Annotated in this window: 20 protein-coding genes; 7 read left to right on the forward strand and 13 right to left on the reverse strand. The window is 44.3% G+C overall.

Translation table 11 applies throughout. The features are described from left to right. Positions 1–139: 139 nt before the first annotated feature. The 4 genes from hutG to hutU all read right to left on the reverse strand — a co-directional run bounded on the left by hutG (position 140) and on the right by hutU (position 6,224). Entirely contained in the window at positions 140–1,243 is a 1,104-nt protein-coding gene (gene hutG / locus AAEY87_RS07635; protein WP_350656639.1) for a formimidoylglutamase, read from the reverse strand. Positions 1,244–1,346: 103 nt separating this feature from the next. Then, positions 1,347–2,909: a histidine ammonia-lyase gene (hutH, locus tag AAEY87_RS07640; RefSeq protein ID WP_350656640.1), complete on the reverse strand. Its 1,563-nt coding sequence runs from the start codon at positions 2,907–2,909 to the stop codon at positions 1,347–1,349. A gap of 140 nt (positions 2,910–3,049) precedes the next feature. Continuing rightward, positions 3,050–4,441, reverse strand: a complete 1,392-nt coding sequence (locus AAEY87_RS07645; RefSeq protein WP_350656641.1) for a YjiH family protein — start codon at positions 4,439–4,441, stop codon at positions 3,050–3,052. 67 nt (positions 4,442–4,508) lie between these two features. Continuing rightward, the gene (gene hutU / locus AAEY87_RS07650) at positions 4,509–6,224 is read right to left on the reverse strand and encodes a urocanate hydratase (RefSeq protein WP_350656777.1); all 1,716 of its coding nucleotides are present in this window, start codon (positions 6,222–6,224) and stop codon (positions 4,509–4,511) included. Positions 6,225–6,512: 288 nt separating this feature from the next. Between hutU and AAEY87_RS07655 the strand changes: the two genes are divergently transcribed. The 4 genes from AAEY87_RS07655 to AAEY87_RS07670 all read left to right on the forward strand — a co-directional run bounded on the left by AAEY87_RS07655 (position 6,513) and on the right by AAEY87_RS07670 (position 9,974). Continuing rightward, positions 6,513–7,292: a UTRA domain-containing protein gene (locus AAEY87_RS07655; RefSeq protein WP_350656642.1), complete on the forward strand. Its 780-nt coding sequence runs from the start codon at positions 6,513–6,515 to the stop codon at positions 7,290–7,292. 310 nt (positions 7,293–7,602) lie between these two features. Continuing rightward, on the forward strand, positions 7,603–8,439 hold the full coding sequence (locus AAEY87_RS07660; RefSeq protein WP_068036993.1) for an amino acid ABC transporter substrate-binding protein: 837 nt from the start codon (positions 7,603–7,605) through the stop codon (positions 8,437–8,439). Continuing rightward, entirely contained in the window at positions 8,439–9,176 is a 738-nt protein-coding gene (locus AAEY87_RS07665; RefSeq protein WP_068036991.1) for an amino acid ABC transporter permease, read from the forward strand. The genes AAEY87_RS07660 and AAEY87_RS07665 overlap by 1 nt, the downstream gene beginning before the upstream one ends. A gap of 54 nt (positions 9,177–9,230) precedes the next feature. Further along, on the forward strand, positions 9,231–9,974 hold the full coding sequence (locus AAEY87_RS07670; protein WP_068036988.1) for an amino acid ABC transporter ATP-binding protein: 744 nt from the start codon (positions 9,231–9,233) through the stop codon (positions 9,972–9,974). Positions 9,975–10,322: 348 nt separating this feature from the next. Here the strand turns inward: AAEY87_RS07670 and AAEY87_RS07675 are convergent, their stop codons facing one another. From AAEY87_RS07675 to uraD, 8 genes are all read right to left on the reverse strand, one after another. Beyond that, positions 10,323–11,270: a DMT family transporter gene (locus AAEY87_RS07675; protein ID WP_350656644.1), complete on the reverse strand. Its 948-nt coding sequence runs from the start codon at positions 11,268–11,270 to the stop codon at positions 10,323–10,325. Between the two features lie 213 nt (positions 11,271–11,483). After that, positions 11,484–12,062, reverse strand: a complete 579-nt coding sequence (locus tag AAEY87_RS07680; protein ID WP_350656646.1) for an ureidoglycolate lyase — start codon at positions 12,060–12,062, stop codon at positions 11,484–11,486. A gap of 170 nt (positions 12,063–12,232) precedes the next feature. Next, positions 12,233–13,069, reverse strand: coding sequence for a bifunctional allantoicase/(S)-ureidoglycine aminohydrolase (locus tag AAEY87_RS07685; RefSeq protein WP_068328757.1), 837 nt, complete (start codon positions 13,067–13,069; stop codon positions 12,233–12,235). A gap of 55 nt (positions 13,070–13,124) precedes the next feature. After that, positions 13,125–14,105 (reverse strand): allantoinase PuuE, encoded by a 981-nt coding sequence (gene puuE, locus AAEY87_RS07690; protein ID WP_350656648.1) that lies wholly within the window; start codon positions 14,103–14,105, stop codon positions 13,125–13,127. Positions 14,106–14,153: 48 nt separating this feature from the next. Continuing rightward, positions 14,154–15,659 (reverse strand): NCS1 family nucleobase:cation symporter-1, encoded by a 1,506-nt coding sequence (locus AAEY87_RS07695; RefSeq protein ID WP_350656649.1) that lies wholly within the window; start codon positions 15,657–15,659, stop codon positions 14,154–14,156. A gap of 146 nt (positions 15,660–15,805) precedes the next feature. Then, on the reverse strand, positions 15,806–17,158 hold the full coding sequence (locus tag AAEY87_RS07700; RefSeq protein ID WP_350656650.1) for a urate hydroxylase PuuD: 1,353 nt from the start codon (positions 17,156–17,158) through the stop codon (positions 15,806–15,808). Positions 17,159–17,224: 66 nt separating this feature from the next. After that, positions 17,225–17,593: a hydroxyisourate hydrolase gene (gene uraH, locus AAEY87_RS07705; RefSeq protein ID WP_350656652.1), complete on the reverse strand. Its 369-nt coding sequence runs from the start codon at positions 17,591–17,593 to the stop codon at positions 17,225–17,227. Between the two features lie 43 nt (positions 17,594–17,636). Continuing rightward, complete coding sequence (uraD, locus tag AAEY87_RS07710) at positions 17,637–18,158, reverse strand: 2-oxo-4-hydroxy-4-carboxy-5-ureidoimidazoline decarboxylase (protein WP_350656653.1); 522 nt, start codon at positions 18,156–18,158, stop codon at positions 17,637–17,639. A gap of 308 nt (positions 18,159–18,466) precedes the next feature. On the opposite strand from uraD, the gene AAEY87_RS07715 reads away from it, so the two are divergent. Next, entirely contained in the window at positions 18,467–19,129 is a 663-nt protein-coding gene (locus AAEY87_RS07715; RefSeq protein ID WP_068036961.1) for a TetR/AcrR family transcriptional regulator, read from the forward strand. A 146-nt stretch (positions 19,130–19,275) separates the two neighbouring features. Here the strand turns inward: AAEY87_RS07715 and AAEY87_RS07720 are convergent, their stop codons facing one another. Next, positions 19,276–20,715: a uracil-xanthine permease family protein gene (locus tag AAEY87_RS07720; protein WP_068036957.1), complete on the reverse strand. Its 1,440-nt coding sequence runs from the start codon at positions 20,713–20,715 to the stop codon at positions 19,276–19,278. A 683-nt stretch (positions 20,716–21,398) separates the two neighbouring features. On the opposite strand from AAEY87_RS07720, the gene AAEY87_RS07725 reads away from it, so the two are divergent. Together AAEY87_RS07725 and AAEY87_RS07730 are read left to right on the forward strand one after the other, a co-directional pair. After that, positions 21,399–23,543: a TonB-dependent receptor domain-containing protein gene (locus AAEY87_RS07725; RefSeq protein ID WP_350656654.1), complete on the forward strand. Its 2,145-nt coding sequence runs from the start codon at positions 21,399–21,401 to the stop codon at positions 23,541–23,543. A 153-nt stretch (positions 23,544–23,696) separates the two neighbouring features. Next, on the forward strand, positions 23,697–25,046 hold the full coding sequence (locus tag AAEY87_RS07730; protein WP_350656655.1) for a PepSY-associated TM helix domain-containing protein: 1,350 nt from the start codon (positions 23,697–23,699) through the stop codon (positions 25,044–25,046). The last annotated feature ends 68 nt before the right edge of the window (positions 25,047–25,114 follow it).

Consider the following 25,114-nt stretch of genomic DNA (forward strand, 5'->3'; position numbering starts at 1 on the left):
CAAATAATAGCGTTATAACTATTATAATGTGCTACTAGAGTAAATTTTCCTTGCTTGCTGTGCCTACGCAGACAGAGGCTGCGAAAAATGTACTCTAGTAGCACTGTAACTTGTTTATAATGAACTGACTGTATTTCGTCTATGTTAATAGTAGATGCTGCTCGATAATAGTCGCCAAGAGGCGAGCGGCGACTTTACAGCTGCGTCCATCAACATCAAAGGTCGGGTTAATCTCGGCAATATCAGCTATTCTTACTTTGTTTGATGCCATAACAAGTTTGACCGCGCGCTCAACGAAGGGTAGCTCGATACCATAGGCCGCTGGTGCACTGACACCAGGAACGACGCTCGATGGCAAGCAATCCATATCGATAGTTAGATAGACCACATCAACTTCATTGATAAAATCCTCTATTTGAGCAGCAATTTTTTTCCATTTCTTATTGGTGCAATCTTCGTCACTGATAATGTGTACGCCCAACTGCTCAGCACGGTCGAAGAGCGCGGCAGTGTTGGAAAACCGACTGACGCCGATACAGCAATAGTGAAATGGTTGACCTTGTGCGTCAAGGTGCTCGGCAATTTGACGAAATGGCGTACCAGACGTGGCCACATCAGATTGGCGAATATCTAGATGCGCATCAAAGTTAATCACCCCGATAGTAGGTATTGCGCTCGCATGGCTTTTTACATCATTTTTAACATTACTTTCGACATTGCTAACGTCATTAGTAGGCTTATTGGTTTTTGATGACAGCGCCTGCCATAATCCTAAAAAGCTGCCATAAGCGATGGCATGACCACCACCAAGCCCGATAGGTAGACCGCCTCCCCGGATAATATCACTTATCTTATCGGCATATTTTACTTGAGCTTGCTCCAGAGTACGCTCGGCAAAATCATCATTATCATGACAATGGATATCGCCAGCATCACCCAGCAGGGTTGGCAATTGACCATCAAAGCGTTGTTGTAACTCAGCGATGACCGGCAGCGCCGCAAATGCCTGACGAATCAAGGGCGGCGCAGCTCGTGCACCCACGCGTCCTTGATTACGTCTGACGCCTTGGTCACAAGCGAAACCGACCAGTCCAATGCGCTGACCGTTTTGCTGACTGGTGCTATCAAAAGCATAAGGCTGAGCTATTTGATACCAGTAGCGGGCGCGCGCAGACTCAAACGGCTCTGCACGGCCTGTCCACCGACTCATATCAGCTGCGGTATGGCTAACGGCTATTGTCATTGTTGACCTCCTTTCATAATATAAAACCTGACTCTCAATTCAGGATGGCCTACGCCAATAAAATTAGATAATTGAGAGTGGATTTTAAATATATAAAACTTTCCTATTTAGACTCGTACCAATCGCTGCGCAATGACTGCCAATACTTGGTGAGCGTGCCATCTAATACAAGTTGTTTTGCTGCTTCAATATCAGGGGCTAGGTAACGATCTTTATCATAAAAAGTCACTTGCTCGCGTAGTTTCTGATGCGCTGTCTGTAACGCCTCTGAGGTATCTAGTCCACGATGGAAGTCGATACCTTGACCAGCAGCCAATAGCTCAATGCCGATAATAGTAGCGGTATTTTGCGCCATCTCATATAGGCGTCGTGCACAATAAGTGGCCATCGACACATGATCTTCTTGATTGGCAGAAGTTGGAATGCTATCGACACTGCCAGGATGGGCGATAGATTTGTTCTCTGAGGCGAGTGCCGCTGCGGTGACATGGGCAATCATAAAGCCTGAGTTCACTCCCGCATTATCCACCAAGAATGGTGGTAAGCCGCCTGACAAGGTTGCATCAATCAATAAAGCCACACGGCGCTCAGACATAGAACCAATCTCAGCAATTGCCAAGGCTAAAATGTCTGCGGCAAAGGCAACTGGCTCGGCATGGAAGTTACCACCTGAGATAGCCACTGGGCCGTCATCATTGTTAAAAATAAGTGGGTTATCGGTTACCGCATTAGATTCAATTAATAAGGTTTTTCCTGCTTGATTGATGATATCAAGGCAAGCACCCATGACTTGTGGCTGGCAGCGTAAGCAATAAGGGTCTTGTACCCTATCGTCTTGTTCACCATCATGGGAGGCGCGAATAGCACTGCCTTTAATGAGCTGACGATGCGCTTTAGCGATTTCAATTTGACCATGATGACCACGCACTTCATGAATACGTGCGTCAAATGGGGCATCCGAGCCTTTGGCGGCATCAATAGACATGGAGCCAACGATGGTTGCTGTCTCAAGTAAATCTCGCGCTAAGAAATAACCGCGCAATGCCAGTGCGGTGGATACTTGGGTGCCATTAATCAGGGCAAGCCCTTCTTTTGCCGCAAGGGTAATGGGCTCAAGACCATGCTGCGCTAACGCATCGGCAGCGGGTACTTTTTTGCCGCCAACATAGACATCGCCTTCGCCCATCATAGCCAGTGTCATATGCGATAAAGGTGCTAAGTCACCAGAGGCGCCAACTGAGCCTTTAGCCGGAATATTTGGCGTAATTTGATTGTTAATCAAACCGAGTAGGCTATCGACCACGACGCGGCGGACGCCAGAAACGCCTTGCGCGAGGCTTGCAACTTTCATCACCATAATTAGCCGAACTACATTGTCTGGCAGCGCTTCACCCGTACCCACCGAGTGAGAAACGATAAGGTTACGCTGGAGTAGCTCAAGCTGATCATCACTGATACGGGTTTTTGCTAATAGGCCAAAACCGGTATTGATACCATAAGCGCTCTTATCACGCGCAATGATGGTGCGTACATCTTCATGTGAGGCATCTATCGCTTCATAAGCGCTTTCAGGTAGTGTCAATATGACAGGTCGCTCATAAATATCGCGCAACATCTCGAAGCTTAATTGGCGTGGGTGTAGGGTTAGTTTTTTGATATCAGTCATGCGATTCATCCTAATTTTATAAGCTATATTAATTGTATTTTTTGTTGTCTATACATTTTAGTTTATGCGTTGTTGTTTATAAACAGTTAAAAGCTATGCTGTTTAAATTTTCTTAACCAATCCTGCTTGTTTCAGTCGGTCTAACTGATCCAGCCCAAATATATCGCTAAATGTCCAAAAGGCGCAGCGATTAGAATGCTAAGTACCACTCGCTCAAACCAAATAATGACCATCTTAGGTACTGACAGCGGAATTTCAGTTGCCAATACACAAGGAATCATCGCTGAAAAAAACAGCACGCTACTAATCGAAACAACTCCTGCTACATAGCGGGTCAAGACCTCAGCTTCCGTTAGCAAGAGGGCAGGCAAAAACATTTCAGCCAGTCCCGCTGACATGCCTTTGGCAGCAACTAGTGGCTCGGGCATACCGGTTACCCAAGTGAATGGATACAAGAGCAAGCCCAAGGCATCAAACACTGGCGTATATTTGGCTAATAAAAGGCCTGTCAACCCTACCGCAATAATCGAAGGTACAATCGCTGCCGCCATCGTCACCCCATCGCGAAAGTTCGACCACATAATTTGTTTGAGGTCAGTCGCACGGCGCGAAGTAGCCAGTCCTAAATGATAAGCTGCTGCTAAGCGATTGCCTTGTTGGTTTTCTAAGTCTGGACGCTCGACGCTATCATCAAAACCTCGAATAGGTGGAATACGTGCACTAATGGCGGTGACGATAAAGGTAATAATCAGTGTCGACCAAAAAAACAGATTCCAAAATTCCATTAGACCAAGGGTCTTAGCAACGATGACCATAAACGCTGCCGACACCGTAGAAAAACCAGTAGCAATAATGATAGCTTCACGAACTGAATATTGATTTTGCAGAAAGACCCGATTGGTAATGAGCAGCCCAATAGAGTAACTGCCAACAAAAGAGGCGACCGCATCAATCGCTGATGAGCCGGGTGTTTTCCAAATTGGCTTCATAATAGGCTGCATGAGTACTCCAAACATCTCCAGCAAGCCAAAACCGAGCAAAAAAGCGAGAATTAATGCACCAATAGGGACAATCATACCGACTGGTAATGCCAGTTTTTCAAACAAAAACGGCAGCATGTCCTTTTCCATGATGATAGCAGGCGCCATATCAGTGATATACATGATGGCGAGTACCAGCCCGATAATCTTAAAGGCGGTTAATATCATATTAGTGATATTTTTACGCCATGAACCATCGTAAATGGGCTTGCCAACACCATAAATCATCAGTAAAAACAGTAAAAATACCGCAAGGGTGTGCTGCTGAGTGACTAGATAAGTTGCCCCGTGATCAAATAAAATGGTACTCTTTTCACCAATAGTGAAGGGCACAAAGAACATCACCAGACCAATAGCACTAAATACGATTAGCTGTATTAGCGCTACAGGTTTGGACAGCAGCTTTTCAGGCGGCGGGCTAGCAGGTGCTGGACTGTCTAGAGGCGTTCTAGGCACGGAGCTACCTGGGGGCAAAATATCACGTTCAGACATATTATCGTCCTTGATAAAGTGTTGATGATGTCCTTATATCATTTGAGCATATAAGGACAAGGGCAAGCTATTTAATCATCGGCAGATTTAAGCCATAGTCTTTTGCTGTTTTGATGGCCAGCTCATAGCCTGCATCCGCATGACGCATCACACCTGAGCCGCAATCATTGACCAGTACTCGCGCCAAGCGCTTGGCGGCGCTATCTGTGCCATCAGCGACGATGACCATGCCAGAGTGCTGCGAGTAACCCATACCAACACCGCCGCCATGATGTAATGACACCCAAGTGGCGCCGCCTGCGACATTGAGCATGCCGTTTAATAACGCCCAGTCAGATACCGCATCTGAACCATCTTTCATACTTTCTGTTTCGCGGTTTGGGCTGGCAACAGAGCCAGTATCCAAATGGTCACGACCGATAACGATAGGACCTTTTAATTCACCATTTTTAACCATCTCATTAAAGGCTAAGCCTGCTTTATCACGTTCACCAAGACCTAACCAGCAGATACGCGCTGGCAAGCCTTGAAACTGAATGCGTTCTTTTGCCATGTCTAGCCAGCGATGAATATGCTGATTTTCAGGGAACAGCTCTTTAATTTTTTGATCGGTTTTGTAGATATCTTCTGGATCACCTGATAATGCTACCCAGCGGAATGGGCCTTTGCCTTGGCAAAACAGCGGGCGAATATAAGCAGGGACAAAACCCGGGAAATTAAAGGCATTTTTCACCCCTTCATCAAAGGCAACTTGACGAATGTTATTACCATAATCAGTCGTTGGGATACCCATTTCTTGTAGATCTAGCATGGCCTGCACGTGTACGGCACAAGACGCGGCGGCATCTTTGGTTAATGCGGCATGTTGGTCCGGATTTTCTTGTGCCGCTTTCCATTCTTCAACTGTCCAGCCACTTGGCAGATAGCCATTGATTAAGTCATGAGCGGAGGTTTGGTCAGTGACCAAATCAGGTTTTATCTCGCCTGCATTGGCACGCTTAACCATCTCAGGCAAGATATCCGCCGCATTACCAAGTAGCGCGATTGAGACGGCTTCACCCGCGTCCGTATGTTGTTTAATCAGCTCATAAGCATGGTCAAGATCGTCTGCTTGCTTATCGACGTAACCAGTACGCAAACGGAAATCAATACTAGACTGTTGGCATTCGATGTTTAAAGAAGTTGCGCCGGCAAAGGTCGCGGCTAATGGCTGTGCGCCGCCCATACCACCAAGACCAGCGGTCAAAATCCAACGTCCTTCCCAGCTGCCATCATAATGCTGGCGACCGGCTTCGACAAAAGTTTCATAAGTGCCTTGGACGATGCCTTGAGTGCCGATATAAATCCAGCTACCGGCAGTCATTTGGCCGTACATAAATAGGTCTTTGCGATCAAGCTCATTGAAATGCTCCCACGTTGCCCAGCGCGGGACAAGGTTGGAGTTGGCAATCAACACACGTGGCGCATTTTCATGAGTTTGAAAGACGCCAACTGGTTTGCCTGATTGCACTAATAAGGTCTCATCGTCTTCTAATTCTTTGAGTGACGCGAGTATTTGATCATAGCTTTCCCAGTTACGGGCTGCACGTCCGATACCGCCATACACAACCAAGCTTTTTGGGTTTTCGGCCACATCAGGGTGTAGGTTGTTTTGCAGCATGCGATAAGGCGCTTCGGTCAGCCAGCTTTTGCAATTGAGCGTACTGCCAGTCGGCGCAGCAATATTACGACTCTCATCACGACGCGTAAATTCATTATTGTTGCTGGTTCCGTTGTTGCTCATTCCATTATCGGTAGTCATGATCATGTCCTTGTGATTATCTATACGATTTACTATTAACATTATTTGGTGCTGTTAATAAGTTGTATATACAAATTATCAAAGATTATTTTTTCATGCAAGCATTTTTTTATAAATAGTTAAATTATTTATGAAGTTGCTTTGTTAGATAGGCTGTTCTCATGGTGATTATGATAACTGTCATGATATTATGTCAGCACTTTTATAGCTGCATACCTGTATAGTTGAAGTCGACGGTTAAAGATGAGCATGACAAAGGTGAAGAGTGACATGACAAAAACAGTTCCAGCATATCAGCGGATTAAAAACGCAATATTGGATAATATCCATTCTGGAAAATGGCAGGCGGGCGAAGCTATCTCTACCGAAATGGCGTTGGCGGAAGAGTTTGGCGTATCGCGAATGACAGTAAACCGCGCCTTAAAAGAATTAAGCGAAGAGCGGGTATTAGAGCGTCGGCAAGGGTCGGGGACATTTGTCGCACAGCAGCAGTTCAATCATACCTTTGTAGAAGTGCGCAATATCGCTCAAGATTTAAAATCAGCCAATCGCGATTATCAGGCACAAGTGGTGAGCAAACGCGCTATTACCGCGAGTATGTTAGATGATGAGATGCGCCGTAAATTTGGTATTGATGAAGCAGTTGTATCTTCTAATTCTAAAGGTGATGATTCAAAGGACACTGATAGCAATACTAATAGCACTGAGCCGGTTGTTTTATATGAAGTAAAAATCATTCATTTCGCTGACGGTCAGCCTATACAGTTTGAAGAGCGTTGGGTGGATGCGACAAAAGTACCAGAGTTCATTGAGCAAGATTTTAGCGTGGTGAATACCAGCGACTATCTCATTGCTGAAAGCCCACTTGAGCGCGGTAACTATACCATTCGAGCCTTAGCAGCACCTGATGAGATCGCTGATGCCCTACAGATTGCACCGCAGTCACCGACGTTAGTTCTACGTCGTCAGACTTATTCGGCAGGGAAGGTACTGACCTTTGTCAAGATGTGGCATGCAGGCGATCGCTATCAATTCTCTGGCAAACTTTAACAATCTTACGCGTGCTCACTGTTTTTGTACGGTTATTCTTGCCAAATTGCGATAGTATATGAGCTAGACGCCGTTTAAATAGTATGGATTAACTTTGATTCTACTACATCGAATTCTTTTGTTAAAAGTCCATAAAAGAAAAATAATATAAAATAGTATTGAAAGACACAAACAATATCCTCAAATCGGGCAACCAAAGCAAATATTGCAGTGCACATGTTTTATTGTGATATTCATATTATATAGTTTTATTTAACTTTGTTTGCCTTATACATTTTTGCATTATCCATTCATCTTATAAGGACGCCTTATGAAACGTCGTAATCTTTTAGCCCTTGCCGCCAGTACTGTATTGCTTGCCGCTTGTGGTCAGTCTACTACTAATGAAGCTGAAACCAATGCAACCGACAGTGCTGAGACTGCCGGTTCTGACTTGCTACAACGTATCAATAATGGCGGCACTATTAACGTCGGTACCGAAGGCACCTACCCACCATTCACTTATCATGATGAGAGTGGAAAGCTGACGGGTTATGATGTCGAAGTAACGCGTGCAGTCGCTGATAAATTAGGCGTTGATGTTGAATTTAAAGAAACTCAGTGGGACGCTATGCTGGCAGGTCTGGACTCAAAACGTTTTGATATGGTCGCCAACCAAGTCAGTCTAACTACCCCTGAGCGTTTAGCAAAATATGACAAATCTCAAGCTTACAGCTGGTCAGGCGCTGTGGTTTTAGCGCCAACTGATGACAATCGCTATAGCTCATGGGAAGCGTTAAAAGGTCTACGTTCAGCACAGTCGCTCAGCAGTAACTATGGTGAGCTAGCAGAACGCTATGGCGCAGAAGTCGTTCCTGTTGATGGCATGGCACAAGCGATTCAATTGGTTAAACAAGATCGTGCTGACTTTACAATGAACGATAACCTTGCAATATTAGACTATCTAAAAAAATTCCCAGACAGCGCGCTTGAGATTAAATTGGTTGCACCGGCCAGTGAGCAAACTGGTTCAGGATTAGTCTTGATTAAAGGCGATGAAGCCGTCGTCGCAAAATTAGACGAAGCAATGGCAGCATTAGCAGCCGATGGGACGCTAACCAAACTTAGCGAAGAGTTCTTTGGTGCTGATATAAGTCAACAAAAATAATGCTAGCTTCTATCACGTCAGTGCTAGCTGAACTACTGGCATTATTGCCATTTATGGACCCTGATCGGGCGCAAATTGTTATCAATTCATTTTGGCCAATGCTGAAAGGCGGTATCTATTATTCGATACCGCTGGCATTGATCTCGTTTGCAATTGGTATGGCAATTGCGCTGACGGTAGCACTAATTCGTATCGTGCCGCGTGCTGGCTGGTTCCATGAGATTATCTATAGACTTGCCCGTATTTACGTGTCTGCCATTCGCGGAACACCGATGCTGGTGCAGCTATTTATCATCTTCTATGGTTTGCCCAGTGTTGGATTGAAGCTTGATCCATTCCCTTCTGCGATTATTGCCTTTTCACTGAATATCGGTGCGTATGCGTCTGAGACGGTGCGTGCCTCTATTTTATCTATTCCAAAAGGCCAGTGGGAAGCAGGCTCAACCGTAGGGTTAACGTACCTACAAACCTTTCGCCATGTAATTTTGCCACAAGCGCTACGGGTTTCAGTGCCACCGTTATCCAATACTTTTATCAGCTTGGTAAAAGACACGTCTTTGGCCTCATTGGTACTCGTCACTGAGCTGTTTAAACAAGCTCAGATTATTACGGCGCGTAATTATGAGTTTATGCTGGTTTATACTGAAGCGGCGGTTATATATTGGGGTATTTGTCTGTTCTTGACCTTTATTCAAGGCAAGCTTGAGATTCGTCTTGATCGCTATATCGCTAAATAATTTATAAATACGCCGTATAATATTGCTAGTATTATCCGCACAACAGGAACCTTTATGATTCAAGTCACCAATATTCACAAAGCCTTTGGTAGCAATCAAGTGCTCAAAGGCATTGATTTGACCATTCACAAAGGCCAAGTAGTCGTGATATTAGGGCCGTCAGGATCGGGTAAAACCACTTTTTTACGTTGTCTTAATGCGCTGGAGATTCCTGATCAAGGTGTCATTGCGTTTGATGATGGCAGCTTGACGGTCGACTTTGGCACTAAGCCTAAGAAAAAAACCTTGCTGGCACTGCAACGTAAATCAGGCATGGTGTTTCAGTCTTATAATTTGTTTCCGCATAAGACAGCGATTGAAAATTTAATGCTTGGGCCGACGGTGGTACAAGGGCAAAGTAAAGCACAAGCCCGTGAGCAGGCTTTAGTTTTATTGGAGAAGGTTGGTCTATCGGACAAAGCGGATCTTTACCCGTTTCAGCTATCTGGTGGCCAGCAGCAGCGAGTTGGTATTGCTCGTGCGCTGGCCATTGAGCCGTCGTTACTGTTGTTCGATGAACCAACTTCCGCGCTTGATCCCGAGCTGGTCCAAGACGTACTCGAGGCTATGAAAAAACTGGCATCTGAAGGCTGGACGATGGTTGTAGTAACCCACGAAATCAACTTTGCTCGTGATGTCGCTGACCATGTCGTCTTGATTGAAGATGGTTATGTGGTCGAAGAGGGCAGCGCGAAGCAGTTATTTGAAGACTCCGAGCACCCTCGTACGCAAGCATTTCTACAGCGTATTGTGCAGTAATAAGGTTAGGGTAATCCAAGTTATTTATCAAATCTGTATATAGTCAGCCCTAAATAAAAGAAGTACAAAGATTATAATGTGCTACTGAGATAATTTTTCCTTGCTTGCTGTGCCTACGCAGACAGAGGCTTCGCAAAATTTATCTCAGTAGCGCTGTATTTATTTTATAGTGGATTGACTATCGCGCAAATTTTTTTTGAAGCAAAGTCTTAAGCACTCTAAAATAAACTTTTAGGCGAAATAAAGCCCCAACTATGATGTCATGGTTGGGGCTTTTTCAATTTAATAAAAATAGCTGCTGTATTCTGAATATATCAAACGTTAATTTTTAGTAGCGCGTAATAAAAACTAAACTTTTTGCCGTCTTCTTAGCCAACGCGGTACACGCGTGGTAGTACCGTTTAATACGGCATTAAATAAAGCCGCCAGTAAAATCAATACCACGCCCACGTATTGAATCCACGATAATGATTGATGTAATAGCAGTGTCGCAAGGGCGATAGCAGTTAAAGGCTCAAATATTGTGAACACCGAAGCGCGGGTAGCAGGTAGCTTCTCCAACGCTTTCATATAAAGACCAAATGGCACGACTGTTCCAAGTAGAGACAGACCTAAGACGTAACCCCAAGTAAGCAAAGGCAAGGTCAATAATTGCTCATAAGTGTTATAGGTTTCAGGTAGTAATAGCAGCACACCAGCACTAATAACAATAGAGGTAAAAAATACCAAAGGGGCAGGATGCGCATAGTGCATAGCGCGCTTGCCGAGTACTCCGTACAAGGAATAGCACACGCCTGACAATAGACCCAATAAGATACCCCAATTGGCTTGCGCTTGCTCACCTAACATCGTCAGGCCGACGCCAAATACCGCCATTAATGCTAGTAATGCCGACTGCCGCGTAATAGATTCACTCAGAAAAAACGCTGAGAAAAGCAGGCTAAAAACGGGCGCGGTATAAAGTAGGGCGACAGCAGGACCAGCACCGACATAGATAACAGCGAAGAAATAGCATACCGACATGCCGAGCACACCAATCAAAGACTGTAGTGCCAGTCCAAGCCATTGTTTTAGACGTAGCTTAACGAGATGTGGCCATAGTTTTGGCAGCATGATAAGGATAAGAAAAGCAGCGGTAACGATGCGCAAAATGGTAATTTGCCAGCCACTAAAGCCGATTTGGTTGAGATAGGTCGAGAATATTCCTAAAGTACCCCAGCAGACAGCGGCTGTGATAATTTGAATAGTACCTATCCATGATTGCTGCGCTGACATTACGCTACCGGTGTTTGCCATATCGTTCTCTTATTAATGTCCAATTGTCGCCATGTTTTACAAGGCTTTTAGTTGTCCAAACTGTCTGAGCAACAGCGCAATATAACTTCTCAAAGGCGGTACTAAAATAAGAAAAGACAACCCGATTGAGGGCTGTCTTTTGTGTGTCATGATTCATTTAATGTTAAAGCTATTGTCTAATGCTTAGTTAATACGAGTCAGCGAAGTATAAACTTAACTATGCTCACTGTTAATTTCACTTTTAGTTGCGCTGTCAGATTCGCTATCAGTTTCACGATCAATTTCAATCTGAACTTGCCAATCATTGATATCAAGCTCATGGCAGTTATTGCCTTCGCCATTGATACGATCAATGACCAAAAAGTCAGAGTCACAACCAAGTGCGAGCAGTGGGTGATGCCAAACGTTGGCATCATATTGCACGCCTTGATGAGACTTGGCATAAAATACTTTTAAATCATCAGCAGATTGGGGTGGCTCGCCCGCAGGCGCAACGACGACAATATAATCTTGACCATGCATCGAAAAGAAAGCTTGCGTACCAAACGGATGATATTCCATCACTGACAAAGCGATAGGAAATTCGCGCTTTTTAGCACAGAAAATACTCATGCCGACATTGCCACCATCAAGCTTAGACTCAGCGATAGCATGATGGCGCTTGGCGTAGCCATTATTAATCTCATAACAATTTTCAGGCGTTTCTTGCTCTTTGTCGTACGGCTCAATAACCTTACCATATGGCGCAAACTCAGCTTTGGTCAAAGGTTTGGCTATGATTGTAGTACTCATGAATTCACCTTACTATGGGTTAATAGGGTCTGTTAATTGGTAGAGTCGTTTAATTGGCAGTATCAGCAACTTTACCATAAACCCGTACGCGACTTAAACCGTCATCTGGGAGTAAATGACATACTCGAATTAACGATTATGCCTCTAAACTGTTTATCGTTCTGGATGGGTTATCGTTCTGGGCGAATAAACGGCATATGTCTATTCACATCTTTATATAGTAAGTATCTAAATGGACCAGGTCCGCCAGCGTAACAAGATTGTGGGCAAAATGCGCGCAGCCACATAAAATCACCTGCCTCAACTTCTACCCATTCGCCGTTTAAGTGATATACGGCTTTACCTTCTAGTACATACAAACCATGTTCCATAACATGAGTTTCATCAAATGGAATCACACCACCTGGCTGGAAAGTAACTATATTCACATGCATATCGTGACGCATATCAGATTGCTCTGTAAACCTAGTCGTTGCCCATACGCCTCCTGTGTCCGGCATCTCAATCGCTTCAACATCGTGATCGCTGGTTACAAAGGGTTCGGGCGCATCAATACCTTCTACAAATTGATAAGCTTTGCGGATCCAATGAAATTTAACGTGCTTATCGCTATTGTTTTTCAGCGTCCATTTACATCCCGGCGGTAAAAATGCATAACCTCCCGCTTCAAGATGATGCGATTCACCTTCTATGGTCATATCCATTTCACCTTCAACGATGAATACAACACCTTCGGCTTTTGCATCTAGCTCAGGTTTTTCTGAGCCGCCATTTGGTGCTACTTCAACGATGTATTGTGAGAAGGTTTCTGAAAAACCGCTTAAAGGACGTGCAAGTACCCACATCCGCATTCCTTCCCAAAACGGCAGGTAGCTAATAACAATGTCGGTTAGTACACGTTTAGGAATAATCGCATAAGCTTCGGTAAAGATAGCGCGATCGGATAGTAACTGTGTTTGCGGTGGTAATCCGCCAGTTGGTGCATAATAAGTACTTTTTGTTGACATTATTCATGTTCCTTAGTGGTTTTGTGCCGCGATAAATTTGTGTCTGAGCTCATGGCTACATCCAGTTGGCAGTGTTATCAGCCGTGGCGGGATGGTTTTCATACCAGTGCTTAGCGATTTCATCTCGGCGGCATATCCAGACATCGGGTTTACTAGTGATGTATTGCAAAAACTGTTTGAGGGCTTTGATGCGACCAGCACGGCCGATAATGCGACAATGTAGACCAATCGTTAGCATTTTAGGGGTATGCGCGCCTTCTTCGTATAAGGTATCGAAGCTGTCTTTTAGATATTGATAAAAGGGTTCGGCGTGCGTAAATCCAGGGCTTGAAGCAAAGCGCATATCGTTGGTTTCAAGCGTATAAGGGATAACCAAATGCGGTTTGCGCTCAATCTTGTTGCCTTCTGCTACCTTCACATTGAGCCAGTAAGGTAGCTCATCAGCGTAAGAGTCGGAGTCATAGATATAACCGCCTTGCTCGGCTACCAGCTCGCGGGTATTAGGGCTGTCACGACCAGTGTACCAGCCCAGCGGCTGCCCGCCAAGCATCCGCTCAAAGATTTTAGTCGCCGCACGCACATGCTCACGTTCGGTCTCACGATACATATATTGATAAGTGATCCAGCGCAGTCCATGACTGGCGATTTCATGACCGTCCTCTAAGACGCGCTCGATAATATGCGGTGTTTTTTCAGCAGCGGCAGCACAAGTAAAGGTAGTAATGGGTAAGCCATATTCTTTAAACACATCTAATACTCGCCAAACACCCACGCGGCTACCGTACTCAAATGCAGACTCTATAGACTGGTGACGATTGTTAAATTCTGGCGTGCCTAAAACATCTGACAAAAAGCGCTCAGACTGACCATCGCCGTGCATGACGCTGTTTTCTGCCCCTTCTTCGATATTTAGTACGAACTGTACAGCAATCTTTGCACCACCTGGCCAATTCGCTTGTGGTGGATTGCCACCATAGCCTTTTAGGTCGCGTGGGTAGGTGTCTTGATTAAAATCGCTGGTGATTTTCTGAGTCATGTTTGATATTCCTTTATTTCAATTGAGATGTTTTTATTACCTAAAGTCTTATGCTTGATTAGGTTTTACGGCGTAGGGACGCATAAGTAGCCAATAAACGATACCACCTAACGCAGCTCCTAATAAGAAACCGTAACCTTCAAGTGAGGTGAGCGAAGGTACTAATACAGTGGCAAGCGAGAATAAAGCGCCAACAGCAAAGGCGATCAAACCGCGAACATTCCAACCTTTATAATAGTAATAAGCGCCTGTGGGTTTTGCCGAAAACAAGTCATCCATATCGATTTGTTGGCGCTTTATTATATAATAATCGATGACCAAGATTCCGAAGAAGGGCGCAATAACGGCACCGACAGCATTTACAAAACCCACAATGCCGATCTTACTAATAAAAGATAACCACAATGCGCCAACGAAAAAAGCGATAACAGCAGTGATTAAGCCGCCCTTACGAAAGTTAATATGTTTAGGAAACAAGTTGGCCAAGTCGTAAGCCGGTGGTATGAAGTTGGCGACCATATTGATACCTACCGTTGCGGCAAAGAACGTTAGGGCAGCGACGATAGTTAATGGCAAAGAGTCCACTCGATCAACGATATCTGATGGGTTCGTTAAGGCTTCACCAAATAAGACTAGAGTACCTGCGGTAATGACTAGAGCAATGAAGGAGAAAAACACCATGTTAATCGGCAAACCGAGTAAGTTACCCAGTCTCATATCACGCTCGCTACGCAAAAACCGTGAAAAGTCACCGAAGTTGATGACCACTGCGGCAAAGTAAGCGACCATAGTACCAACGATAGCCGTAAAGGCCTGAAAGGAGCTACCCGTATAATCGCTGCCACTAGCAAAAATGGAGTTAATAGCCGGTAATAATTCTGAGCCTGACTGATACCAGACCACGCCCATCAAGATAACCATCACCACATAAACTAGCGGACCTGCCCAGTTTAAAAAGTGCTTGATAGGTTCAACCCCTGCCCAAAAAAGCAAAATCTGAAACACCCAAACGATTACGAAAGCGAGCCAAGCCGTGCCGTTTAAGCCCAAAAAGGTTGCATCCGAGCTACCCATCATTAATGTTAATAAAATAGCGACCGCAGTGGATGCAAAATAGGTCTGCACGCCGTACCAAAAGATACCAATAATGGCTCGTAATATAGCTGGAAGATTAGCGCCGTTGATACCCATACTAGCTCGTATGAGTACTGGAAAAGGGATACCATATTTGACGCTCGGCTTACCCGTCAAGTTAACCATCAGCATGACGATGAATCCTGAGCAGATAATCGCTGCCATGACCCACCAGCCATTCAGTCCATAACTCAAAAATAAAGAGGCCGCTAAGGTATAACCGAATAAGCTCTGAATATCATTGGACCAAACATTAAATATCGCAAACCAGCCCCAATTACGCTGTTCAGGCTGTAGCGGGGCAAGATCTTCATTATATAATCTTGAGTTTTTGCGTTCTGGATTGAAAGTGTTGCAATCATAGAGCGCGCTGTTGGACTTATTATTGAGCTGACTTCCTTGCTCATTCGCAGTGGACATCCTTTTCTCCCTTTAGATTGGAATCAATCGAAACCAAGATTGTTAACACTTAATAACGGTTATTGTTAACACTTTAAGGATGTCTAGGTCATTGGTCAAGGTAATTGTTTGATTAGTGTTTACTTATCTGTGTTTAGAATGCTCATTTATAACCCGGAAGCATACGCTACAATTTGCTGACGTTCTTCATCCGTTAATTGAGTGAGGTTTCCTAGGGGCATATAGCCACTTTGTACCGCAGTGATGATTTTGGCTTTGTGAATTTTCATGTCTTCGGGTGTCTGGATGATAATACCCGCTGGCGGTGCAGCAAAGCCTTGCTGGGTTGGCTGTGCGGCATGGCAGGTACTGCAGCGCGTGTGCACAACATCCATAATGGCATCGTCAGCTGAGGCCGCCACTGGAATGGCTGCGGCGGTGACATTTTCATCAGAGTCAGCCTTGTCAGTCTCATTAATAGCAGTAGCATTAACAGCTGCAGCACTTGTTATTTCATTGTTAGCATTAGCAGTTGGTGGCGTGCTGTCAGTTACTGCAGGCGCAGCAGCGACTGGAGCGCTAGCGGCAGGTAATGGCTCGATTGGCGCTGGACGCATCCAAATAATCAATAACACTGTTAATAAGGCAGGAATCCAGAGGAATTTTGTTTGCGTATTACCTAAATGCTTTTGGTTAAAGTAATGGCGTACAAGGGCAGTGATAATACCTACGAATACCAAGACCAACCAACCATGTGCATGAGCATACATCATTGGATAATGGTTGCTAATCATGGTAAAGATGAGCGGTAGGGTAAAGTAGTTATTCATTAGCGAGCGGTTTTTTGCTTGTAACGCCAAGTCGGCCACTTCTTTACCTGGTTTTTCACCGCGCCGCACACAATCTACAAGCGCACGCTGAGCTGGCATGATGCCAAAGAATACGTTACCCGCCATTACCGTACCTAAGATAGCACCGATATGAATAAATGAGGCACGATCGCTGAACAGCTGATACGAACCCCACGTCGCGATAATCAACAATATAAAGATAAGCGAGCTAAAGACAAAGGCGTTTTTACCTAAGTGACTGCGAACGATTACTTCATAAATAAAGTAGCTACCGAATAAGAACAGTAAGCTAGTCGATATGGCACCGATACTGCTACCAAAAGCGACTTTGCTGGGGTCAATTAAGTAAGCTGTTGCGTTGGCATAATAGACAATAGAGAGCATTGCCATACCAGTCAGCCACGTCGTATAAGCTTCCCATTTAAACCAGTGTAGGGTCTTGGGCATCTCTTCAGGCTCAAGCTTGTATTTAGCAATCTCATAAAAGCCGCCGCCATGTACTGCCCATAAGTCGCCTGAGATACCTTTATCGGCTTTCCACTGTGGTGGTTTACGCAGACTGAGATCCAACCAAACAAAATAGAAAGACGCACCAATCCATGCAATCCCAGCGATAACGTGAAACCAGCGAAAAAATAAAGCTAACCAATCGAGAAGATATGCGCCCATGTGGCAAGTGTCCTTTTGTCCAATGTTCTTTCATCCAGTGTATTTTTACACTGTGACGTAATAAATTTACGAGCCGCGATACGTGCTGTAGCCATGTGCGCTAAGTAGTAGCGGTACATGATAGTGACCGTTATCACTTATCATAAAATCGATGACTACTTGCGGATAAAAAGCCTTTAGATTTTGTGCATCAAAATAAGCTTGGGTATCAAACGTTAAGGTATAACGACCAACATCTAAGTGATATTCAGCAATATCAATAGTTGGGTCAAACGACCAGCTATCTGGTGTCACGCGTCCATCAGCGTTGGTGACGCCATTGGCTAATAGTGACGCCTTGCCGCTTGCGCTTACGCGGTGTAGCGTCACCGCGATATCGGCGGCAGGTTTGCCAAGATGGATATCTAAGATATGTGATGAGAGAGTACCTGACATGATAATTCCTTTTATATATTGAACCAGTAAGGCAGCGTTTACGTTAAGCGGCGCCTAGCAGCTTCTGTAAGCGTAAACGTGTAATTCTATTTTGCTCAGCAGCGGCATTAACCAGCTCAGTAGCGCGATCATTTGGCAAACGTGCTAACAATAAATCCAGCATTTGCTGCGCGCTCTTGCCCGTTGCAAACACGATAAAGATAAAGCCGAATTTATCGAGATAATCTTGATTACCTTGAGCCAATGCGGCAATCACATCATCTTCAGCATCATTTGCGCCTGACTGCTCATGCGCGGCACTATCTTGAGTGTTGCGATATTTTTCTTTCAGCGAGTCGACGTTGCCGATTTGTGGATGACCGTCAAAGGCCTCAAGCAAATTCGCTTCAGTCGTTTGAGCCTGTTGCCATATTTCATCGCTACGGGTAAGCAAAGTGTCTATATTTGCAAAAGGACGCGCGTTTGCCAAGTCATGTGCCCAGCTGGTACTGGTGCAACAGGTCAATAGGCGTGAGGTCGCATCAGCTTGAGATAGTTCATTAAATTGCGGTAACGTTAAGCTCACGGTGACATCCTTTTCTTTTTATACAAAAATTCTAGTAAGATAGAAGCTTAAGGTTCATAAGCATCTATGACGATAGGATAATATTTTTCCATCAAATAAAGACTATGCGAATCCCGTGCTAAAGTAGTATTGCTTGAGTAGTCATTGGTCTGATATTATCTATTCTGCTTAAACCTGACCATTTGGTCAACTACTTTATACAAAATACTTTCATTTATCTTGCTATGTTTCATAAAAACTAGGGCTTTATCCTAATAGTTCACTGGAATATGGTTGTTTATTAATAACAATACCTAATGGCTCAAACTATGGCACAACAGAACCAAGCGGACACCTCACCTGCGCCTGAAGCACCTGCCCATCGTAGTCAACAAGATATTCGTGCGCAAAACCAAGCGTTGATTCTAGCAGCGGCTGAAGAGGAGTTCGTCCTACAAAGCTATCGCGGCGCGACTATGCAAGGTATCGCTGATCGAGCAGGGCTGCCAAAAGCCAATATTCATTATTACTTTAAAAATAAAAAGAATCTGTACAAGGCGGTGCTGCATTCTATTATTCAAGAATGGAACGAAGGACTGGTCACCATGACGGTTGATAGTGACCCTAAAGCCGTTATCGAAAAGTTTGTGCGTACCAAGTTGCATCAAGCATTTGTAAACCCAAATCGGCATAAGCTGTTCGCGCTTGAGGTCATTGGCGGTGCACCGCATCTACATGACTTTATGTCAACGACGATGCAAGAGTGGGCACTTGATAAAATAGAGGTGATGAAGACATGGCATGAGCAGGGCAAAATTGGCATTGCCGATCCATTGCAATTATTGATTTTGATTTGGGCAACGACCCAGAGATATGCAGAGTTTGAGACAGAAATCGTCGGCTTGATGCAAAAGAGTGCCTACGATGAACAAGATGAGGCGCGTGCAGCTGAGTTTTTGGTACCGTTCATTTTGCGTGGCTGCGGTCTTTAACAGCAGGTATTGATCCTCGTTTTATATAGCCAAAACCACTTTAACGATAGTAGCTTTGTTAACGCTATATCGCTAAAGTGGTGATTGAGGTGCAGAAAAATTCTCTTCCTGATACTCTTCCTGCGCTCAATTAAATTATAGGCAAATCACAACGCCTGACTTTCTATCTCAATTTCGCTCTGAGACAATTCACGCACGGGCTTTAACTTTTCATCAGCATGTTGCTCTGGCTCATCAAATTCAACACCATAGTTCTTTGGCAAGATCATATCGAGAGCGATAGCAACGATACCTGACATCGTAACTGCTGAGCCAAAAATATTACGGAAAAATTGAGGGGTTTGGGCAAATACATCAGGGACAAAAGCAACACCCATTGATAGACCTAGTGAGGTCGCAATGATTAAGATATTACGATGGGTAAATTCCACGGTTGATAGAATACGAATACCTGCGGTCGCTACCGTTGCAAACATCAGTAATGTCACTCCGCCCACGACGGGTTTTGGTAATTGAGTGAAGATAGCGCCCAAAATAGGAAACATACCCATAGTGAATAAGATAGCACCCACATAAAAGCCAACATAGCGGCTAGCGATGCCCGTCATCTGAATCACGCCATTGTTTTGGCTAAACGTCGTCACTGGGAAGGTATTGAACACCGCCGCAATCAATGAGTTAACCCCATCACCTAAGACACCGCCTTTGATACGTTTTTCGTATAGTGGGCCTTTAATAGGTTCGCCTGAAATCATTGAGGTTGCAGTTAAGTCACCTGAGGTCTCAATACTGGTAATAATATACATAAAGGCGATAGGAATAAAAGCTTGCCAGTCAAAACCAAAACCAAACTTAAAGGGCACAGGCAAAGTAAATACGGGGGCTTCAGATACTAAAGAGAAGTCAATACGTCCCATGAACATCGCTGCAACCAAACCTAGCATTAGCCCAATAAAGATTGCACTTGAGCGAATAACTTTATTATCAATGATGCTGATCAGCACCACACTTACCAGTACACCGCCACCTAGTAGTAGGTTCTGCATACTACCAAAGTCCTCAGCACCAACGCCGCCTGCCAAATCAGTCAGACCTACTTTAGTCAATGACAGACCGATAGTGACAATCACGCAACCAGTAACGATAGGGCTCATCAAAGACTTAAGCTTGGTAATGAATTGGCTTAAGAAAATCTCGACGAAGGCACCAAGAAACGAGACGCCAAAGATGACAGAGAGAATCTCCTCTGGACTACCCCCTCGATTTTTTACCACAAAACCTGCTGCTAATACTGCAGCTAAAAAACCAAAACTAGTGCCCTGTAAAGCCATGAGTCCAGAACCTACAGGGCCAATCTTGCGAGTCTGAATGAAAGTCGCAACCCCTGATACCATCAAAGACATACTGATGAGGTAGGGGATGTGTTCGCCCAAACCCAAGACGCCGCCAATAATTAATGAAGGGGTAATAATACCGACAAAGCTGGCTAGTACGTGCTGTACCGCGCCCAAAAATGCTTTTGCAGGGGCAGGACGTTCATGCAGTCCGTATAACAAATCAGGGTTTCCTTGAGTGTGTTCACTCATTTTGGCTTCCTCCTAAAGTGACTTTTAGTCCAATCTCTGTCGGTAATATTAAGCAATACAAGAGACATATGGGTTAGAGCTCCCTATTCATTTAAAGCTCTATAACGAATCGTATGGCCTATCTATCTAACAAAGAGTCGCACTGATCCTTGTGCTAATAAATAAAAAAGCCAGCCATTATTTATCGATAACAACTATTTATTTATTAATCTCACTAACCGTCATATCTTAAAACCTGACTATTTGGTCAGCTATATTAGGGTATAGCGAAAGGGTGACGCATTGCAACGTTTTTTTTAATATTATTGCGTTTATTTATTCGAGGAAAGTTCTTCATTAGAGCTGTAAAGCATAAATTATTAAATTGATTAGCGCATCGTGAAAGTTGCTAGAAAAGATGAGTATTAAGCGGTTAAGGTAACAAACACACGCGCGCGAATTTTTAATGCTAAATTTCTCACATTAATTATTGCCAAATTGTTAATACTTCGTTATTATGCCTCTTATAATTTAAATGCTAATCATTATCATTAACGTTTACAATGCGATTCGCATGTGCCGCTAGATGACGTTAAAGCATTAAGAAGTATAAACAAGCAGTTCTGGGAAAAGACCGTTGATAAATGGCTTTTAATAGTGATTTTCAAAAATCCAATTCTGATAGTAATTAAAGTGAGTGCGTTATGCGTGAAGTAGAGTTATCAAAGTCGTCAAAACCAGCAAAGCTATCTAGTCGATTGACCGTATTGTCTATGGGTGTGGCAGCGGTATTGTGGTCGCAAGGGTCACAAGCAGCCAGTACAGCTGCTGTAAAAGATATGCCAAGTACGACATTACAGACGATTACTGTGACGGCCAATAGCTCAGTCCGTGATAGTGTACAAGAAGATTCTGTCTACATAGATGACTACACGCCAGCCGCGCAAGCTAGCCACTTAAGTGATTTTTTGGACGTCATACCAGGGGTTGAAGTCGGTGGTACTTCATCGGTGAACCAGCGTGTGCGAGTACGCGGTCTTGATGATACCAATCTAAAAGTAACGATTGATGGTGCGCGTCAAGAAGGCGCGATGTTTTATCATATGGGCGATGTCACGATTGACCCAGACTTACTAAAACAAGCAGACGTATCGGTGGGCAACAATTCTGTCACGCTGGGTAATGATGCGATTGGTGGCGGTGTGGCTTTTGAAACCGTGGATGCGGCAGACTTGCTCAAACCTGGTCAAAAAGTCGGTGCCAAATTACATGCAGGTTACGGCAGCAATAACGACGAGCTACTCACTTCAGCAACCGTTTATGGCGCACCGACAGAGAATGTTGATTTGTTGGCTTATTATGGCAAACGTGATGCCAATGCTGGTGAAGATGGCAAGGGGCGTGAGATTCAAACCCAAGATAGCGAAGGCGAAAATATCCTATTAAAAGCGGGTGCCTATATTGGCGATGATCATCATGTTGGTGCTGGCTTTAGCCGTACCGAAAACGAAGGTTTATTCCCATTACGTCCTGATTTTCCAGCGAGTTCAGGGGTAGGTAGTTGGAACGAGATTCTCCCGCAAAAAGTAAAGCGTGATACTTATACGTTAGATTATAGCTATAATCCAGTGAGTCGCTTAATAGACGTTGATACCAATGTTTATCAAACAGAAACGAGTATCTCAAGGGATACGGATTATACCGAAAATCTAGGTTATGACTGGGAAGCGGGCGTTAAAACCACTGGTGCTAAAGTCCAAAACACCAGTATTATTGATGACGCTATCATCGCGGGCATCACAGGGACGCATAAGCTGATTGCTGGCGTTGAGCACTATAAAAAAGAGTCAGAGATGGCGCGCAACTCTGCCAAAACTGGCACTGATGAAGCAAAAAACACCTCAGTATATTTAGAAGACCAGTGGCAGATGGGTAAATTAACCCTAACGCCGGGCATACGTTATGACCGTTATGAGTCTCCTGAATTTGTATCGGCTGGCAAAACTTACGACAATGTCGTTGGCGCACTGGCTGCCAGTTACGAGATTGCACCGCGTACGCAAGTATTCGCCAGCTATACGCAGCTGTTTAACGGTCCAGATTTAAGCCAAGCTATCTTTAATCAAGATGGTGAAGATACCTATGTTAATAATGACCTCAAAGCAGAAGAAGGCTCGAACGCTGAAGTTGGTATGGCGACGACGCTTCGCGGTCTGACTAGCGCTGATGATGCGCTACGACTGAGTGCCAAATACTTTGAGACCAATATTGAAAACTACCTTGAATTTGTCCGTGCAGGGGGTAGTAGGACTGGTCTAAATTGTACAACTGGACAGATAGGTACTAGTGATTCCCCTGAGACATGTCAGGGTGTGATTAACAAAGACGAAGATTTTAAAATCAAAGGCGTTGAGCTTGCAGCCGATTATAAAATAGATAACTTTAACATGGGTCTCAGCTATGCGCGTGCCCGCAGTAAGGGCGAAAATACCGGTTATAACATCGCTTCAGTGAGCGGTAGTAGCTCTGAGTCTGGTGATAAATACATGGTCAACCTTGGCTACGCGCCAACGGACACCACAGAGCTTGGCTGGCGCAGTACCTATGTTGCTTCAGTGACGCCTAATACGAGTGGAGATGATATCGAAAAACCAAACTACGACGTGCATGATATCTTTATGAGCTATACACCAACTCAGGTTGAAGGCTTAAAAGCGACATTAGGCGTCTACAATATCTTTGATGAAACTTATGCCAGCCATGCCTCACGTAACAACGCTTTAGATGATAATTACACGGATTTTGAGATGGGTCGTAATATTAAAACTTCCTTAACGTATCAGTTCTAATCTAACTGCTATTGGTAATATTTAAAAGTCAGCTGTCTTTGTATGAGAGCTGGCTTTTTTCATGCGGGTTTCTTCTTAACTTGGCAGAATTATCAATTAACAGCTACATTCTAATGACCAATCACATGATAAATTAATAAAGAATTAGGACTAATGACATTATTTTCATTTAATCTGCGCCAAACCTGTCTATGGATCCATCGTTATACCGGACTTGCGATGGCCGCTTTTTTAATCATGGCTGGTCTCACTGGAGCGCTGCTAGCATTTTATGACGAGCTGGACGATATGTTCAATCATGAGCTGGTGCATATTGAAGCGCAACGAACGCCGCCATTATCGATCGCTGAGCTGCATGACAAGGTCATTACAAGTTATCCAAAACAGACATTTTCGAGTATGCCAACCTCGATAGCGCCTGACAAATCTGCTGTATTTTTGGTAGATAGAGTAAGAAGCCCTAAAGCGAAATCTCAGCCTAAAGCCCCTTTCCAAGAAGTCTATATCAACCCCTTTACCAGTGAGATTATCGGTACTCGTAATAAGGATGAATGGGCATGGCGCAATACCATGTGGAAGGTGTTTTGGCTACACCGTGATTTGTTGCTAGGTGATATCGGTAGGCTGCTGTTAGGCTTAGTGGCGCTGGTGTGGACGCTTAATTGCTTTATTGGCTTTTATCTTACTTTTCCACGGGCAGTAAAGGCTAATAAAGCCAACTCGGATATTAATAAAAAAACCGTCAGTAAAAAACGTGCTTCATTATTTAAGCGTTGGCTACCTGCTTGGAAAATCCGCAGAAAAACCAATATCTTTAAGCTCAACTATGATCTGCACCATGCGTTTGGATTGTGGCTTTGGCTGATGTTATTTGTCATTGCTTGGTCGAGTGTGGGTTTTAACTTGCAGCAAGTTTATAAACCGGTGATGCAAGCAGTGGTTGGACTTGAAAGCAAAGAAGGTAAAGAAAGAGAAAAAGGTGAGTCAAATAAACCAGATAAATCTAGCGTGCAGGACATGCCAAGTTTTGCGCCAGTTAGTAATGAAACACGTGTTGCTGCTATTGTGAATAAAGCCAATAGTATTGAGTATGTTAGCAAGCAGGCGAATATTGCCGCGCAAAAAAATGGGGTCAGCGTCCAGCAGTTATTGGGATTGCGCTGGGTAGAAGAGGACAAGCAATGGCAAATGCGCTTTAAAACCGATAAGGATGTTGGCAGCCACAGCGGCGCCTCATCTATCACTGTCGATGCCCAAACAGGTAACGTTGAGCGCGTTAATTTTGGTTATCAAAGCTCATTCGGCAGTAAAGTAGACCAATGGTTATCAACGCTACACATGGGACATATTGGTCAAGGCGAAGATGAACAACTTACTCATCGACTGTATCAAGTATTCTTAGCGCTGATAGGTTTGGTCGTGACGATATTATCAGGCACTGGCGTTTATCTGTGGTGGAAAGGTCGGCAACAACGAGGCAAAGCGTTGCGAAAGCTGAAGTAAACATGACCTAATTGAAATGTGCACGTGAAGGTGCATAACATAATGCTAGTGTAAAATAGCTAGCACTT

It is taken from the genome of Psychrobacter sp. S1-30-MNA-CIBAN-0213, from assembly GCF_040309845.1.
Lineage (GTDB): Bacteria > Pseudomonadota > Gammaproteobacteria > Pseudomonadales > Moraxellaceae > Psychrobacter.

Excerpts from the sequence above, each read along its gene's own strand:
- AAEY87_RS07720 (WP_068036957.1), bottom strand. The coding sequence starts at position 20,715 with ATGAGTGAACACACTCAAGGAAACCCTGATTTGTTATACGGACTGCAT.
- hutG (WP_350656639.1), bottom strand. The coding sequence starts at position 1,243 with ATGACAATAGCCGTTAGCCATACCGCAGCTGATATGAGTCGGTGGACA.
- AAEY87_RS07645 (WP_350656641.1), bottom strand. The coding sequence starts at position 4,441 with ATGTCTGAACGTGATATTTTGCCCCCAGGTAGCTCCGTGCCTAGAACG.
- AAEY87_RS07730 (WP_350656655.1), top strand. The coding sequence starts at position 23,697 with ATGACATTATTTTCATTTAATCTGCGCCAAACCTGTCTATGGATCCAT.
- AAEY87_RS07715 (WP_068036961.1), top strand. The coding sequence starts at position 18,467 with ATGGCACAACAGAACCAAGCGGACACCTCACCTGCGCCTGAAGCACCT.
- AAEY87_RS07665 (WP_068036991.1), top strand. The coding sequence starts at position 8,439 with ATGCTAGCTTCTATCACGTCAGTGCTAGCTGAACTACTGGCATTATTG.
- AAEY87_RS07700 (WP_350656650.1), bottom strand. The coding sequence starts at position 17,158 with ATGGGCGCATATCTTCTCGATTGGTTAGCTTTATTTTTTCGCTGGTTT.
- AAEY87_RS07660 (WP_068036993.1), top strand. The coding sequence starts at position 7,603 with ATGAAACGTCGTAATCTTTTAGCCCTTGCCGCCAGTACTGTATTGCTT.
- AAEY87_RS07675 (WP_350656644.1), bottom strand. The coding sequence starts at position 11,270 with ATGGCAAACACCGGTAGCGTAATGTCAGCGCAGCAATCATGGATAGGT.
- AAEY87_RS07725 (WP_350656654.1), top strand. The coding sequence starts at position 21,399 with ATGCGTGAAGTAGAGTTATCAAAGTCGTCAAAACCAGCAAAGCTATCT.
- AAEY87_RS07670 (WP_068036988.1), top strand. The coding sequence starts at position 9,231 with ATGATTCAAGTCACCAATATTCACAAAGCCTTTGGTAGCAATCAAGTG.
- AAEY87_RS07680 (WP_350656646.1), bottom strand. The coding sequence starts at position 12,062 with ATGAGTACTACAATCATAGCCAAACCTTTGACCAAAGCTGAGTTTGCG.
- hutH (WP_350656640.1), bottom strand. The coding sequence starts at position 2,909 with ATGACTGATATCAAAAAACTAACCCTACACCCACGCCAATTAAGCTTC.
- AAEY87_RS07655 (WP_350656642.1), top strand. The coding sequence starts at position 6,513 with ATGACAAAAACAGTTCCAGCATATCAGCGGATTAAAAACGCAATATTG.
- hutU (WP_350656777.1), bottom strand. The coding sequence starts at position 6,224 with ATGAGCAACAACGGAACCAGCAACAATAATGAATTTACGCGTCGTGAT.
- uraH (WP_350656652.1), bottom strand. The coding sequence starts at position 17,593 with ATGTCAGGTACTCTCTCATCACATATCTTAGATATCCATCTTGGCAAA.
- puuE (WP_350656648.1), bottom strand. The coding sequence starts at position 14,105 with ATGACTCAGAAAATCACCAGCGATTTTAATCAAGACACCTACCCACGC.
- AAEY87_RS07685 (WP_068328757.1), bottom strand. The coding sequence starts at position 13,069 with ATGTCAACAAAAAGTACTTATTATGCACCAACTGGCGGATTACCACCG.
- AAEY87_RS07695 (WP_350656649.1), bottom strand. The coding sequence starts at position 15,659 with ATGTCCACTGCGAATGAGCAAGGAAGTCAGCTCAATAATAAGTCCAAC.